The 14,507-nt window shown below is 38.4% G+C and carries 15 protein-coding genes and 2 tRNA genes; 1 reads left to right on the top strand and 16 read right to left on the bottom strand.

The window, feature by feature from the left end:
* Position 1: 1 nt before the first annotated feature.
* Positions 2–4,243 carry an acyl-CoA dehydratase activase-related protein gene (locus P7D84_RS01760; RefSeq protein ID WP_311804935.1) on the bottom strand — a complete coding sequence of 1,414 codons (4,242 nt, stop codon included), beginning with the start codon at positions 4,241–4,243 and terminating at the stop codon, positions 2–4.
* A 177-nt stretch (positions 4,244–4,420) separates the two neighbouring features.
* Between P7D84_RS01760 and P7D84_RS01755 the strand changes: the two genes are divergently transcribed.
* The gene (locus P7D84_RS01755) at positions 4,421–5,029 is read left to right on the top strand and encodes a TetR/AcrR family transcriptional regulator (protein ID WP_137604016.1); all 609 of its coding nucleotides are present in this window, start codon (positions 4,421–4,423) and stop codon (positions 5,027–5,029) included.
* 83 nt (positions 5,030–5,112) lie between these two features.
* Here the strand turns inward: P7D84_RS01755 and P7D84_RS01750 are convergent, their stop codons facing one another.
* The 15 genes from P7D84_RS01750 to P7D84_RS01680 all read right to left on the bottom strand — a co-directional run bounded on the left by P7D84_RS01750 (position 5,113) and on the right by P7D84_RS01680 (position 14,505).
* Positions 5,113–5,283: a hypothetical protein gene (locus P7D84_RS01750; RefSeq protein WP_170999794.1), complete on the bottom strand. Its 171-nt coding sequence runs from the start codon at positions 5,281–5,283 to the stop codon at positions 5,113–5,115.
* Between the two features lie 247 nt (positions 5,284–5,530).
* A tRNA-Gln gene (locus P7D84_RS01745) sits at positions 5,531–5,602 on the bottom strand.
* Between the two features lies 1 nt (position 5,603).
* Positions 5,604–5,687: transfer RNA gene (locus P7D84_RS01740), tRNA-Tyr, on the bottom strand.
* A gap of 82 nt (positions 5,688–5,769) precedes the next feature.
* The gene (locus tag P7D84_RS01735) at positions 5,770–6,000 is read right to left on the bottom strand and encodes a DUF2969 domain-containing protein (RefSeq protein ID WP_311804806.1); all 231 of its coding nucleotides are present in this window, start codon (positions 5,998–6,000) and stop codon (positions 5,770–5,772) included.
* 76 nt (positions 6,001–6,076) lie between these two features.
* On the bottom strand, positions 6,077–6,727 hold the full coding sequence (locus tag P7D84_RS01730) for a CBS and ACT domain-containing protein (protein ID WP_137604018.1): 651 nt from the start codon (positions 6,725–6,727) through the stop codon (positions 6,077–6,079).
* A gap of 3 nt (positions 6,728–6,730) precedes the next feature.
* Positions 6,731–7,432: an ABC transporter ATP-binding protein gene (locus tag P7D84_RS01725; protein WP_311804805.1), complete on the bottom strand. Its 702-nt coding sequence runs from the start codon at positions 7,430–7,432 to the stop codon at positions 6,731–6,733.
* On the bottom strand, positions 7,432–8,208 hold the full coding sequence (locus P7D84_RS01720) for an ABC transporter ATP-binding protein (protein ID WP_311804804.1): 777 nt from the start codon (positions 8,206–8,208) through the stop codon (positions 7,432–7,434). The genes P7D84_RS01725 and P7D84_RS01720 overlap by 1 nt, the downstream gene beginning before the upstream one ends.
* Positions 8,189–9,163 (bottom strand): branched-chain amino acid ABC transporter permease, encoded by a 975-nt coding sequence (locus P7D84_RS01715; protein WP_137604021.1) that lies wholly within the window; start codon positions 9,161–9,163, stop codon positions 8,189–8,191. The genes P7D84_RS01720 and P7D84_RS01715 overlap by 20 nt, the downstream gene beginning before the upstream one ends.
* Before the next feature lie 9 nt (positions 9,164–9,172).
* Positions 9,173–10,051, bottom strand: a complete 879-nt coding sequence (locus P7D84_RS01710; protein ID WP_137604022.1) for a branched-chain amino acid ABC transporter permease — start codon at positions 10,049–10,051, stop codon at positions 9,173–9,175.
* A gap of 109 nt (positions 10,052–10,160) precedes the next feature.
* On the bottom strand, positions 10,161–11,324 hold the full coding sequence (locus tag P7D84_RS01705) for an ABC transporter substrate-binding protein (RefSeq protein ID WP_137604023.1): 1,164 nt from the start codon (positions 11,322–11,324) through the stop codon (positions 10,161–10,163).
* A gap of 245 nt (positions 11,325–11,569) precedes the next feature.
* Positions 11,570–11,869, bottom strand: coding sequence for a membrane protein insertion efficiency factor YidD (gene yidD, locus P7D84_RS01700; protein ID WP_311804803.1), 300 nt, complete (start codon positions 11,867–11,869; stop codon positions 11,570–11,572).
* Between the two features lie 112 nt (positions 11,870–11,981).
* Complete coding sequence (locus P7D84_RS01695; RefSeq protein ID WP_137604025.1) at positions 11,982–12,158, bottom strand: DNA-directed RNA polymerase subunit beta; 177 nt, start codon at positions 12,156–12,158, stop codon at positions 11,982–11,984.
* Positions 12,159–12,169: 11 nt separating this feature from the next.
* The gene (murA, locus tag P7D84_RS01690) at positions 12,170–13,471 is read right to left on the bottom strand and encodes a UDP-N-acetylglucosamine 1-carboxyvinyltransferase (protein ID WP_311804802.1); all 1,302 of its coding nucleotides are present in this window, start codon (positions 13,469–13,471) and stop codon (positions 12,170–12,172) included.
* Between the two features lie 44 nt (positions 13,472–13,515).
* Positions 13,516–13,749 carry a DUF1146 family protein gene (locus tag P7D84_RS01685; RefSeq protein WP_137604027.1) on the bottom strand — a complete coding sequence of 78 codons (234 nt, stop codon included), beginning with the start codon at positions 13,747–13,749 and terminating at the stop codon, positions 13,516–13,518.
* Between the two features lie 321 nt (positions 13,750–14,070).
* Positions 14,071–14,505: a F0F1 ATP synthase subunit epsilon gene (locus P7D84_RS01680; protein ID WP_137604028.1), complete on the bottom strand. Its 435-nt coding sequence runs from the start codon at positions 14,503–14,505 to the stop codon at positions 14,071–14,073.
* Positions 14,506–14,507: the final 2 nt, after the last annotated feature.

Below are 14,507 nucleotides of genomic sequence, written 5' to 3'. Positions count from 1 at the left end.
ATTAACTTTTGATTTCTTCTTTTAACTGTTTATTGGCAGTAGCCATCATTAAACGAATCCGATTCAATTGGTTGACGATTGAAACTCCTGGATCATAATCAATTGCAGCAATATTTGATTTTGGATATTGGTGACGTAATTCCTTGATTACACCTTTACCTACTACATGATTTGGCAAACATCCAAATGGTTGCATGCAGACGATGTTGTTAACACCTGTCTTCAATAGATCGATCATTTCGCCTGTCAAGAACCACCCTTCGCCTGTATGGTTCCCAATTGAAAGAATCTTGCTGGCATCTTCCGCCAATTGATAGATTGAGTGAATCCCTGTAAAGCGTTTAGAAGCACGCAAAGCTTTATCCATTGGTTTTTCTACTACTTCAATCAATTTGATGGCCCATTCAGCGATTGTTTTATTTTTCTTCGGCATGCCCATGTTGTCATATTTCCAAATTTGATTATACAACGAATAGTTCATAAATCCGATCAAATCTGGAACGACAGCTTCGGCACCTTCTGCTTCCAATAAACGAACAATATCATTATTGGCAGTTGGCGAGTATTTGACTAAAATCTCACCCACGACGCCAACTTTTGGTTTGATTTCATTTGAGATCGGAATCGTATCAAAATCTTTGATGATTTTTTTCATGTTACGATTAAAGACTGTCAATGATCCGCTTCGTACATTGCTTTCCACTTTTTTCAACCATTCTTCATGCAAGCCATCAATTTGACCTTTTTCTAATTCATAAGGTCGTGTCCGATAAACCATCCGCTCAAATAAATCTCCATAAAGTATGGCAACGACGATACGTTTTAGCATTGGCAATGTGAATTTAAATCCAGGATTGCTCTCAACACCTTTATTTCCTAGTGAAACAGAAACAACTGGAACTTGCGGGAAGCCAGCATCATTCAATGCTTTTCGCAACAACGGAATATAATTGGTTGCACGACAACCGCCGCCTGTTTGACTCATCATCACACTAGTATTGTTCAAATCATATTTTCCGCTTTGCAACGCTTCAACTAATTGCCCAATAGAGATGATTGCTGGATAACACGAATCATTGTTGACAAATTTTAATCCAACATTGATGGCTTCACGATCCATCGCTGGCAAACAAACGACATTGTATCCGGAAGCTTCTAGCGCAACATCAAACAAACCTGATTGATGGATTGGACTAAGCATTGGTAAGAGCAATGTGTGTTTCTTCCGCATTTCTTTAGTAAAGACAATTTTTTCTGGTTCTTCAAACCGCTTGACTGGTTCAAAATTCGATTTTTCCCGCTCATTGACTGCCGCTTTTAATGAACGCAAGCGAATTCTGATAGCGCCTAAGTTGGAGCCTTCATCGATTTTTAACACGGTGTAGATTTTTCCATACTGTTCCATGATTTCTTCTACTTGATCCGTCGTTACTGCATCTAGTCCACAGCCAAAGGAGTTCAATTGAACAAGTTCCAAATTTTTTGATTTGGCTACGACACGCGCAGCTGCATATAATCGAGAATGATAGACCCATTGGTTCACTACTCGAAGATTCCCGACATCGCTTAGATGCGATACGCTGTCTTCAGTTAATACGTGAAATCCTTCTTGCGTGATTACTTCAGCAATTCCATGATTGATCTCAGGATCTAAATGGTACGGACGCCCCGAAAGAACGACTCCGCGTTGCCCTTTTTGATTAAGCATCAACAAGGTTTCTTCACCTTTTTGACGAATATCTGCTTTAAATTTTTCTAATTCTTCATACGCATGGTGCAATGCTTGGTCAATCTCTGTTTGTGTAATTCCTAAATCTTGGAAACAACGACCCAAAACTTTCGCAACCGACGCTTCATTGGCCAAATTTAAATAAGGATTTCGATAATCTACTTTGCCGTCACGGATATCATCAACGTTATTGCGAATTACATCCGGATAACTTTGAACAATCGGACAGTTGAAATGATTATCTGCTTCTTTTGATTCTTCGCGTTCAAATACGACCCCAGGATAAAAGATTCGCGGAACACCGCTATCGATCAACGCTTGGATATGACCGTGAGTAATCTTTGCTGGATAACAAGCCGTATCACTTGGGATAGTCTCCATCCCTTGTTCGTATAATGCTTTATTCGAACGTGGTGACAATTTTACCCGAAAACCTAAATCACTGAAAAATGTATGCCACAGCGGATAATTTTCATACATATTCAAGACACGAGGAATACCGATTTCACCTCGAACAGCTTCTTTTTTACGTAATGGCCGATACTTGAATAGACGACGATATTTATAATCCACTAAATTAACTTTTTTATCTTCCCGTTTCACCTTGATTTGTGCACCACGTTCGCAACGATTTCCCGTAATGAATTGACGCCCATCAGAGAACATAGTCACTGTCAACATACAATTGTTTTCACACAAACCACAATGAGTAAATTCTTTTTCTGCCGTAAAAGTATCGATTTCTGCTAAAGAAAGAGTCGCAGTTTTTTCACCCACTTCATAATTTTCCAAAGCAATCAATGCTGCACCAAAAGCACCCATTAAACCAGCAATCGATGGTCGAACGACTTGACGACCTGAAACGACTTCAAAGGCTCGCAAGACTGCTTCATTATAAAAAGTTCCGCCTTGACAGACAACCTTTTCACCTAGTTCTTCAGGACGACGAACTTTGATTACTTTATAGATCGCATTTTTGATGACTGAATAAGACAAGCCTGCGGAGATATCACCCACTGAAGCTCCTTCTTTTTGAACTTGTTTTACTTTAGAATTCATAAAGACCGTACAACGTGAACCCAAATCAACCGGTGCTTTTGATTTTAACGCTGCTTGAGCAAAATCTTCTACATTATAATTCAACGATTTTGCGAATGTTTCAATAAATGATCCACAACCTGAAGAACAGGCTTCATTCAATTGGATTGAAGACAAGGCGCCATCTTTGATTGTCATAGCTTTCATGTCTTGTCCGCCAATATCTAAAATAAAGTCAACACCTGGTTGGAAATAATTTGCTGCTTTATAGTGGGCCATCGTTTCCACTTCGCCAATGTCAACTTTCAAAGCATTTTTAATCAACTGTTCACCATAGCCTGTTACAGCCGCTTTACCGATGAAGACATTCTCAGGTAATTTTGTGTATAAATCTTTTAATACTTTCATGGTCGTTTCCAGTGGTTGCCCTTGGTTGTTGCCATAAAATGAATACATCAAATTCCCGCTGTCATCAATCAGCGTCACTTTCGTAGTGGTCGAACCAGCATCAATTCCTAAAAATGCCACGCCTTCATGTTGAGCTAAATCTTTTTCTTTTACTTGTGCCTGACCATGACGCATCCGAAATTCCGCCAAATCAGCTTCATCTTCAAATAATGGATCCAATGTATCTGAAGGCGATAAGTGTCCTTCATCTGCTGTCAATAATCGTTGCAATAATTCTTCTAGCGAGGTGCTCTTTGCTTCTTCAGAATAAAAAGCCGCCCCCATCGCCACAAAAAGTTGAGGATTCTCTGGGAAAATCACATTTTCTGGTGTAATATTCAACGTCTCAATAAAACGTTGCCGTAATTCAGACATGAAAAATAGCGGACCGCCGAGAAACGCGATCTTTCCTTTGATTTTCCGACCAGAAGCTAAGCCTGCGATTGTTTGATTAACAACTGCTTGGAAAATACTCGCTGCAATGTCTTCTTTAGCTGCTCCTTCATTGATCAGCGGTTGTACGTCAGTTTTTGCAAACACACCGCAACGTGAAGCAATCGGATAAATCGTTTTATATTCTTTTGCTAATTCATTGACGCCGTTAGCATCCGTTTTCAATAAAACAGCCATCTGGTCAATAAACGCACCTGTGCCGCCAGCACAGCTTCCATTCATCCGCTGTTCTAGCGATCCTTCAAAGAAGGTGATTTTCGCATCTTCTCCGCCTAGTTCGATAGCTACATCTGTCTCAGGAATAATTTCTTCAACTGTACGTGTACACGCAATTACTTCTTGAACGAAAGGAATTTCCAAAACATCTGCCAGACCCATACCACCAGAGCCTGTGATACTCATTGTCATTTCTTGGTTCCCGATTATTGTCTTGGCTTCCCGTAATATACGTTCTGTGGCATTTTTCACATCTGAAAAGTGACGTTCATACTTCGCAAAAAGACTTTCGTTTTGTTCATTCAAAATGACCAACTTGACGGTTGTAGAGCCAACATCAATCCCTGCTCGTAATGCCATAATCATTCCTACCTTCCCTTTTTAACAACACTTGTTGATTAACTTACAAAGTGTTTGTTATACTACTCACGTATATTCTAAAAACATTTCGAACGTTATGCAATACTCAAAACTATTTCATTCGTGTGATAAGCAACAATCTCACAAAGTTTGTTGTAAAAATGAAAGGATTTTATTATGCCTAAAAAAATTGACCTGCGAGTTAAACGAACCAACAAAATGATTATGGAAGCTTTCATTCATCTAGTGGAAGCAAAAGGGTTCGATAATATCACCGTACAAGAAATCGCTGATGAAGCAATGATCAATCGCGCAACGTTTTATGCTCATTACAAAGACAAACAAGATCTCTATGATTTTATTTTCAAACAAGCCATCGATGCGTTTGCTTCAGTTCTTGATCCTGATCAGATTGTTCAAGGCAATCGTTTGAAGGTCCGCAAAATTGAAATGGTTTTAAAAAATATCTACGAACAAATCCAAGACAATCGAAAATTCTTTTTGACGATTATGGATGCTTCAGGCAATGAAATCCTCCGCAAAAAAATCGCAGAGATTTTAGACGAGAAATATTCTCATATCTTCAATCGTTTAAAGATTACGGAAAATGACATCGAAGTACCTTTAGACTTTATCATCGAATATATGACCTCGATCTTTGTCGGCACCTTGCATTGGTGGATTACTAGTGACACCACCATGGACGCTGACAGTCTTGCTAAATTAGTGATCAAATTAGTAGGAAATGGTCATTTGACTATTTTAGGTATTGAGATTGATCATTAACCATCACGATATTCCCCGCTGATAAAAAAACTACCCGAACTATGGTGCATAGTTCGGACAGTTTTTTTAGTTATCCAATTCTTTTAATGATTTTTAGCTTTCCATTTGATTGTATGACGAGTTGGACGAATTGTACGCACACGAGGTGCTTGTCCTTTTTCTTTTGTCACTTCTAACGAATTGTCTTTAATCGTAGTGTAGATTTTTGCGACTGTATCGGTCAATAATTCTTTGACTTCATCAATTTTATTCATTTCCACAAGCTCCTTTCTCCAATTATCAATGACTTCTTCTTAAATGTAGCGTAAATTTTAAAAGGCTTCAAGTAAGAGGCTTTTACGATTAAAATAGGCGGAGCATTGCGAAGTCAAAAATAGATTTTATTTGAATCACTCCGCGTTTATTTTGAAAAAAAAGCAGCTTTTCCATCCTGATTTTTTCTAAATAGTTGTTATCTAAAAGCACAAAAAAAGTGAGTTACTAAAGCAACTCACTAAGCGACTGGGGTAGCTGGATTCGAACCAACGCATGAGGGAGTCAAAGTCCCTTGCCTTACCGCTTGGCTATACCCCAATGGTGGAGGAGAGTGGATTCGAACCACTGAACCCTAAGGAACGGATTTACAGTCCGTCGCGTTTAGCCACTTCGCTACTCCTCCAGCTAGGTTTTTTTATTACTTAAAAACCTGACTTAGTTATAATACCTAATCTCAAAAAAAAATGCAAGTACTTTTCTAAAAATTATTTGTGCAAATTCCAGTTGCGAATCAGTGCTTCGATTCCGTCATCTAACGACTTGAAATTTCCAAGTAAGTGCCCGTCATTATACGCTTGAAAATTCTTATTATCCGGTAAAATTTCACCAATAATTTTTTTACCAATTACTAATTGAGTGACTGTTTGTTTATTGCCGTTAATCACTCGTTCTTCTTCCTTGATCTGAACTTGAATATCTTTATTTTTTTTAGTCATATAATTCCCTCCGTCTTGAATAGTTTAGCATAGAACAAAAGAAAAGAACAACCGATCACTCAGTTGTCCTTTATCATCAAAACGATGGTTGTGTAGATGCTGCACGTAAAACTTCATAACCATTATCAGTCAGAAGTTGTTTGATTTTTTCTGTCTCTTTGCTAGCCAATTGGATTTCTAAAATCGTGGCGTTTGCTTGATGATCCACGATTACCGTCAAAATACTAAAATCATGATCTGCTAAAACTTTGGCTACTCTAGCAAGCACACCTTTTTTGTCTTCTAAGATCTTTAGTTGAATCCGTGTCCCGCCTTCGTAATACCCAGTCAATTTTAAGAAAGCATCAAAAATATCATTATTAGTAATAATCCCTACTAATTTATCTCCTGCTAAAACAGGCAATACATTGATTTTGTTTTGCCGCATTAAATAGATACCATCTTCTAGTTCTGCATCGGGAGCAACTGTTTTGACCTCTTTGATCATCACATCAGCTACGACTGTCTTATTCAACAAATAATTGACTTCATAAACACTTAGGCTCGTCGCTTTTGAAGGAAGAGCTTCCTGAATCGTTCCTTCGGTGATCAGACCTACCAATTGATCATTAGCAACAACTGGCAAGCGGTGAATGTCATATTTTTTCATTAAATCAACCGCATCAAATATTTTGGTCTCAGGTGTGACCGTCACTAAGTTTTCTGTCATAAAATCTTTTACACTCATTTTTTACCCTCCTAGATAAGCTTTCTTCACTTCTTCACTTTCTAGTAATTCTTGACCCGTTCCTGACAAGACTACTTTGCCTGTCTCTAATACATACCCTCGATCAGCAATTGACAAGGCCATCTTGGCATTTTGTTCAATCAATAGTACGGTTGTTCCTTGTTTTTGAATCTCTTGGATGATATTAAAAATCTCTTGGATAAAAATCGGAGCTAATCCCATCGATGGTTCATCTAGCAATAACAAACGCGGCTTGGACATCAATGCCCGCCCCATAGCCAGCATCTGTTGTTCTCCGCCAGAGAGTGTCGAAGCATCTTGATTCAACCGTTCTTTTAAGATTGGAAATTTTTCATAAATATGTTCGTAATCTTTTTGCATCTCACTGTCTTTACGTAAATAAGCACCCATTTCCAAATTTTCTAAAACAGTCAATCCAGAAAAGACATGGCGGCCTTCTGGAACTTGTGAGATTCCTTGAGCAACGATTTTTCTTGGTGCCTTTTTTTGAATCTGAGCTCCTTCAAAAGTAATCGTACCTTTAGAAGGATGATTCAAGCCTGAAATCGTCCGCAAGATCGTTGTTTTTCCTGCACCATTTGCTCCAATCAAGGAGACAATCTCGCCTTCCTTCACTTCAAAGCTAACATCTTTCACTGCCTGGATCATACCGTAATGAACCGAAAGATTTTCAATTTTCAGCATTATAAGTCACCCCCAAGATATGCTTTGATTACTTCTGGATCATTTTTTATTTCTTCTGGGATCCCTTCAGCTAAGATGCGTCCATATTCTAAGACATAAATTCGCTCACAAACATCCATTACCAAACTCATATCGTGTTCGATCAATAAAATCGTGATTTGAAATTCTTTTTGGATTTTTCGAATCAACAGGGTCAACTCTGCTGTTTCTTGTGGATTCATCCCTGCAGCTGGTTCGTCTAAGAAAAGGATCTTAGGCTTTGTCGCAAGTGCTCGTACAATTTCTAATCGACGCTGCTCCCCATAAGGTAAGTTACGAGCCAAATTCTCTGCTTTATCCTGCAGATCAAAAATAGTCAACAACTTCATTGCCTCTTCTTTCAAACGACTTTCATTGGCATAAAAAGTCGGCAAACGTAAAATACTAGAGAAGAAACTTTCCTTATTTTTACTATTCATAGCAATTAATACATTATCTAAAACAGTTAGATCTTTAAATAGACGGATATTTTGAAATGTTCGGCTCAATCCAAGATCTGCGATTGCGTAAGGTTTTTGGCCATTTAGCCGGTGACTTTTTCCATCGACATTCAGCAACACATCGCCTTCACTTGGTTCATACACTCCAGTGATCAGATTGAACAACGTTGTTTTTCCCGCACCATTTGGTCCAATCAACCCAACTAATTGATTTTCTTCTAATGCGATGTTGACATTGGAGACCGCCGCCAAGCCGCCAAAGTTTTTAGTTAATTCCTTAATTTCCAACAGAGGCATTCTGGTCATCTCCTTTTTTAAACTTGTCGATTATTTTTTTCACTGATAATTCTTTTGTTCCTAATAATCCGCCTGGTTTGAAAATCATCAAAATAATCAATGCCAAAGCATAAATAATCATCCGTAATGTCCCAAAATCTTGTAAATACATATTGATGATTCCTAACAATACAGCTGCAATAAACGTTCCAGTCACACTCCCGATACCACCTAATACCACAAGAATCAAAATATCTACTGATTTAGTGAAGGCAAAATCTTTTGGTGCGATCGATTGTAAATATCCTGCATAAAGCGAACCAGCGATGCTGGCTGTCATCGCACCAAAGGTAAAGGCTATGACTTTGTATTTCGTCGTATTTACCCCCATTGCTTCAGCCGCGATTTCATCTTCACGGATTGACATCGTCGCACGGCCAGCACCAGAACGAATATAATTGACGATAAACAAGGTAGTAATCGCCATAAATCCATAAACCATCTGCCAATCCACAAACGGCTCGATTCCAAATAAACCTGAAGGACCATTCGTGATATCTTTAAAGTTAATCAATAAGATCCGAATGATTTCCGCCACTCCTAAAGTCGCAATAGCTAAATAATCACCACTTAATCTTAATGTCGGGATACCCACTGCAACAGCAACGATTCCAGCTAAAATGACTCCTACAGCCATCCCTAGGAAAAACCCACCATAGGTTGGTGTATTCATCGAGATCAACGCTGCCGCATACGCACCGATTGCCATAAATCCCGCATGTCCTAAAGAAAATTGACCAGAAAATCCAATAATCAAATTCAATCCGACTGCTAAAATAACATTGATTCCGATTTGTACTAAAATATTATCTAAAAATAAGTTGACCATCCCAGCAGAATAAGCGATGTATAACAATGCATAGCCGATTACAATCAAAGCCAGCCAAATCAAATTATATTTTAAATTCTTTTTCATTTGACTCACCTACACTTTCTCTTTTACATGTTTACCTAAAATACCGGCTGGACGAACTAATAAGATTAAAATTAGTACGATATACACAACAGCATCTTTGAAATCTGAAAAACCTAACGCTGTAGTCAATGTTTCGATCAAACCGATAACAAAACCACCGATTGCCGCACCAGGAATAATTCCAATACCGCCTAAAACAGCTGCGATAAATGATTTCAATCCTGGAATATATCCCATCATCGGATCAATCGAATTGTAATACAATCCAATCATCATCCCACCAGCTGCCGCTAGCGCTGAACCCAACGCAAAGGTGAATGAAATCGTACGGTTCACATCGATTCCCATCAATTGTGCCGCATCAGTATCTACACTTACTGCCCGCATTGCTTTTCCCATTTTAGTTTTTTGAACAATCACATTTAGCGCAATCATCAAGAACAATGACAGGCCTAAAATCAGTAATTGAATATTTGAAACACTTAAAAAACCAAGTTTGAAGACGCGTAATTCAATGACTTGCGGAAACGGTCTGGTTGTGGAACTGAAAAAATAAATCATCGTATTTTGTAATAAATACGAAACACCGATTGCTGTAATCAAAGCTGCGATCCGAGTCGAGTTTCTCAACGGACGATATGCTAAAAATTCAATCACAACACCTAAGATTGCACTTCCTGCCATTGATAAGATTAATGCCGGGAAAAATCCCATATTGAACTGATTAATCAAAAAATAGCCGATGAACGAACCAATCATATAAATTTCACCGTGGGCAAAGTTAATCAGTTTGATGATTCCATATACCATGGTATAGCCTAACGCCATCAATGCGTAGACACTACCTAGGAAAAGCCCGTTAACGATTTGTTGAACAAATACTTCCATTTTTATCACATCACTTTTCTAGAAAATAGAGTGGTCGTATCTCTTTGATTTTTAAAAAGGGTGCACCAACTGTTATTGGCACACCCTATTGCCTGCTTTTTCCGAGTAATTATGGATTTACGGTTTCAGCAGAAGATTCTTTTCCGTTTGTCAAACCAAGAACAACAGCTGATTTTACAGGATTGTGATCTTTGTCTATCGAGATTTTACCAGTCACACCTTCGAAGTCCTTCAAGTTAGCTAAACCTTTTTGGATTGCCGCTGGTGTTGCTTCGCCTTCGTCTTCAATTGCTTGTTTGATCATATACACTGCATCATATGCCAACGCATTGAATGAAGATGGCTGTTTGCCATATTTCTTCTCGTAAGCTTTAACAAATGGTTCTACTTTATCCGTTGCTGGTGCTTTCGTTGAGAAGTGACCTGTGTAGTAGATATTGTTGACGTTGCTTGCTCCTGCGGTTTCGATTAATTTCTCATCAGCAAAACCATCTGCTCCTAGAATTGGTTGTTTAATGCCCATTTCACGAGCTTGCTTGATGATCAAACCAGCTTCTGTATAATAACCAGGAAGATAGATCACATCGAAATCTTTGTCTTTAATCTTCGTTAAGACTGCTTGGAAATCTTTATCACCTGCAGTAAAGTTTTCTTCTGCTACAATATCGCCTTTGTAAGTATCTTTAAAGGCTTTTGTTAACCCGATTGCGTAATCACTTGAATTGTCTCCAAGAATTACAGCTTTATCAGCTTTCAAGTTTTCTTCCGCATATTTTGCTAACACGATTCCTTGGAAACTATCTTGGAAACATGCTCGGAAAATATAATCTTGAACTTTTCCTTTTTGAACAGTGATTGCATCGTCTGTTCCAGAAGGTGTTACTGCTGGAACTTTTGCTTTTGTTAGATTTGGCAACGTTGCTTTTGTTGCACCTGATGTTGCAGGGCCTACAATTGCAACAACTTCATCTTTTGTTGTTAAATTCGCTGCAACAGATGCTGCTTCATTATTATCTGATTTATTATCCTTTGAGATGTATTCAATTTTCTTTCCGTCAATTCCGCCATCTTTATTGATTTGTTCGACGGCTAATTTGGCTCCATCGTTTTCTACTTCTCCATAAGCTGCAGTGGCACCTGACAATTCAAAATTTCCCCCGATTTTGATTGTCTTGGCATCATCGCCACCACTACTATCTTTTGCTTTAGGTGAACCACATGCACCAAATAAAAATAAACCGGCTGCTAGAACCGCTACTGTTCTTTTCTTCATACCGTTTCCCCCTAATAAAATGATGATAATCTGTTAAGATACTAAAGAATATAAATCAAAAAACTCTCACTGTCAATTAAATTTTCTGAATATTTTAATAATTCTGTAATTAGCAACAATTTATATCGCTTTTAATCCAAGATTTTTTTATTAGATAACTAAAAAAATCTCTTCAACCATGAAATAGTTGAAGAGATTCCGTTAAAATAACTAATTTATTCTATTGTTAAATCTTTAAATTTTTTTTAACTTGTTGTTTGGCTTTTTTTCAGTTGTGGGTAGTTGGGTTCTTCACGATCAATCAAATTTTTTCGCAATGAAAATGTTACTGGCACATAATCCAATCCAGCTTTTGCGAAAGGATGGCAGCGCAAAATTCGAAACGTCCCCATCAAAAAACCTTTAAATGCCCCGTGAACTTGAATCGCTTTGATCATATAACTAGAGCACGAGGGATAATACCGACAAGATGGCGGCGTTAACGGCGAGATGAAGCGTTGGTATCCTCGCACGAATAAAATCAATCCTTTACCTAAAATGCTCATTGTCTCACCTCAAGATTAGTTTTTGATTTCTTTTAGTACATTTAGACGTATGCTAAGAAACCTTCGTAAAAAAGAGATCGCCAAAACGGGCGATCTCTTTTTTACGTGATGACTAATGGATAAACTCCAAAATATGCCGCCAAACGTCGGGCAATAATACTTTAAAAGGATTTCCGCCACCCATTGCACCATAACCGATCATACTGCCGATGATAAATAAAAGGATACCCGCAAGTAAAATTGCTACAATCCGAATCAAGCTGCGTAAGATATGTTCACCTGAACTCATATATCCACTCCTTAAGCTAAGACAGTTGCCGCGTCCGTAGCTTTCTTACTGTCACTATCTACCCGTTCCACATCCGCACCTAATTGTTGAAGTTTTTTGTGGAATTGATAATACCCACGATCTAAATACTTCAAGTTGCGTACACGTGTGATTCCTTTTGCACGTAAACCAGCTAATACTAAAGCAGCTGCAGCCCGTAAATCCGTTGCATAGACTTCTGCTCCTTGTAATTCTGATGCACCTTTGATCAAGGCAACATTATTATCAATTTTAACTTGTGCGTTCATTCTGCGCATTTCTTCCAAATGTTGGAAACGATTTTCAAAAACTGTTTCGGTCGTTGTGCTGACACCTTCTGCAACTAATTGAATAGCTGTCATCTGTGCTTGCATATCTGTTGGAAAACCAGGATGAGGCATCGTTTTGATATCCGTTGCCTTTAGCACTTTAGGACCGATTACACGTAACCCGTCGTTTTCTTCCGAGATTGTAACACCCATCTCGATTAATTTTGAAATCAATGGACGATTATGTTCAGGAATCGCACCATCAATCAAGATATTTCCTTCATTCATCGCAGCTGCAACCATAAATGTTCCTGCTTCGATTCGATCTTGAACGATTGGATGAGAAACAGCATGCAAGTGCTCTACACCTTCGATTCGCATCGTTTCTGTACCAGCACCATGAATGCTAGCGCCCATCTTATTTAAAAAGTTTGCTAAATCAACAATCTCAGGTTCGCGAGCAACGTTTTCGATCACAGTAGTTCCTTTTGCTTTAACCGCAGCCATCATGATATTTTGTGTTGCACCTACACTTGGAAAATCCAAGTAGATTGTATCACCGATTAATTCATCAGCAATTGCTTCGATATAGCCATTTTTTTGGATGATTTTTGCTCCTAACGCTTGAAATCCTTTTAGGTGCAGATCAATTGGTCGTTTACCAATCGCACAGCCGCCAGGCATTGCCACTTTTGCATGACCATTGCGAGCCAATAAAGGCCCCATCACAACGATCGATGCGCGCATTTTGCTAACGTATTCGTAAGGAGCTTCCACGTTCAATTGACGCGTAGCATCCACAGTGATTTCTTTGGTCTCTTCATTAAACTCAACATCTGTGTTCAAATAACGAATCACTTGATTCATGGTAAAGACATCAGATAAGATTGGAACATTGCTTAAAGTAGAAGTTCCTTCCTCCGCCAATAAAGTTGCAGCTAAAATTGGCAATACAGCATTTTTTGCTCCTTCGATATGTACCGTTCCTTTTAATTGTTTGCCACCACGAACGATGATTTCTTCCATTGTATTCCCTCCAAAAAAGCTAATCGATTTCTCGTATATGTACCTTAGTTAAACGTCAAAAATATATTTTTACTCAAAAGAATGATTTCTAGGAAAAATGTGCTGCAAGTAAAGCCTATGACGATTGCTAACATGACAATCGCGATGCGAACCTGCACTTCTTTAAAAGCTTTGAATAAGTTTTCAATCCGCAATGATCTTAGCGCCCAGAAAGCTAGATAAATAAAAGAAAAATGCGAGATGATTCTAACGATTGCATCAATTCCAAAAACTTGCATAATCTATTTCCTTTCAAAAAAATCAACATTTGGATTATATCACAGATTTCTACAAAGAAGAACACATTGATCACGTAAAGAACTGTTCAGAAACTTTTAAAAAACTTAATTTCTATTTGTTCTCACCTATCATTTTGATCTACTTCGACTTTCCAAGAGTTTCTTTCGTACAAATGTTGGATCTAGTAACGAAGGAGCAGACAGTTCGATGAATTGGTAAATAATAATTCTTTTTATTGTAAAAAAAGCTGTGTCAAATAAATGACACAGCCCAAACTATCCAGCATTCCAGAGAATATTCTGAAAAGGCTGTTTTAATAATTAACGATGTTTTGACACTTTGATACGATTCATGGCACGGTGTAAAGCAACTTCGGCACGGCTAAGTTGGTCGATGTCTTGCTTTTCCCGAGCTTCTTGAATCCGTGCTTCCGCACGTTGTTTTGCTCTTTCGGCACGAGAGACGTCGATATCGCGTTCACGTTCTGCTGTGTCGGCAATAATCGTCAATACGTTGTCTCGGACTTCCATGATTCCCCCATTGACTGCAATCCAGTCTACGTGAGTATCAGAATCCGTTCGACGAATACGAACCTCATCAATTGCAAGAGGTGCAATGATTGGCGCATGGTCAGGTAAAATCCCGATTTCACCAGCTACCGTTTTTGCAATGACGATGGCTGCATTATGTTCATAGACGTTACCATCTGGAGTAACAACGTTCACTTTTAGAACTTTGTTTTTTTCTTGTTCCATCG

The sequence above is a fragment of the Enterococcus dongliensis genome, from assembly GCF_031927985.1.
Lineage (GTDB): Bacteria > Bacillota > Bacilli > Lactobacillales > Enterococcaceae > Enterococcus_A > Enterococcus_A dongliensis.
This window is presented reverse-complemented; position numbering and strand designations above follow the sequence as displayed.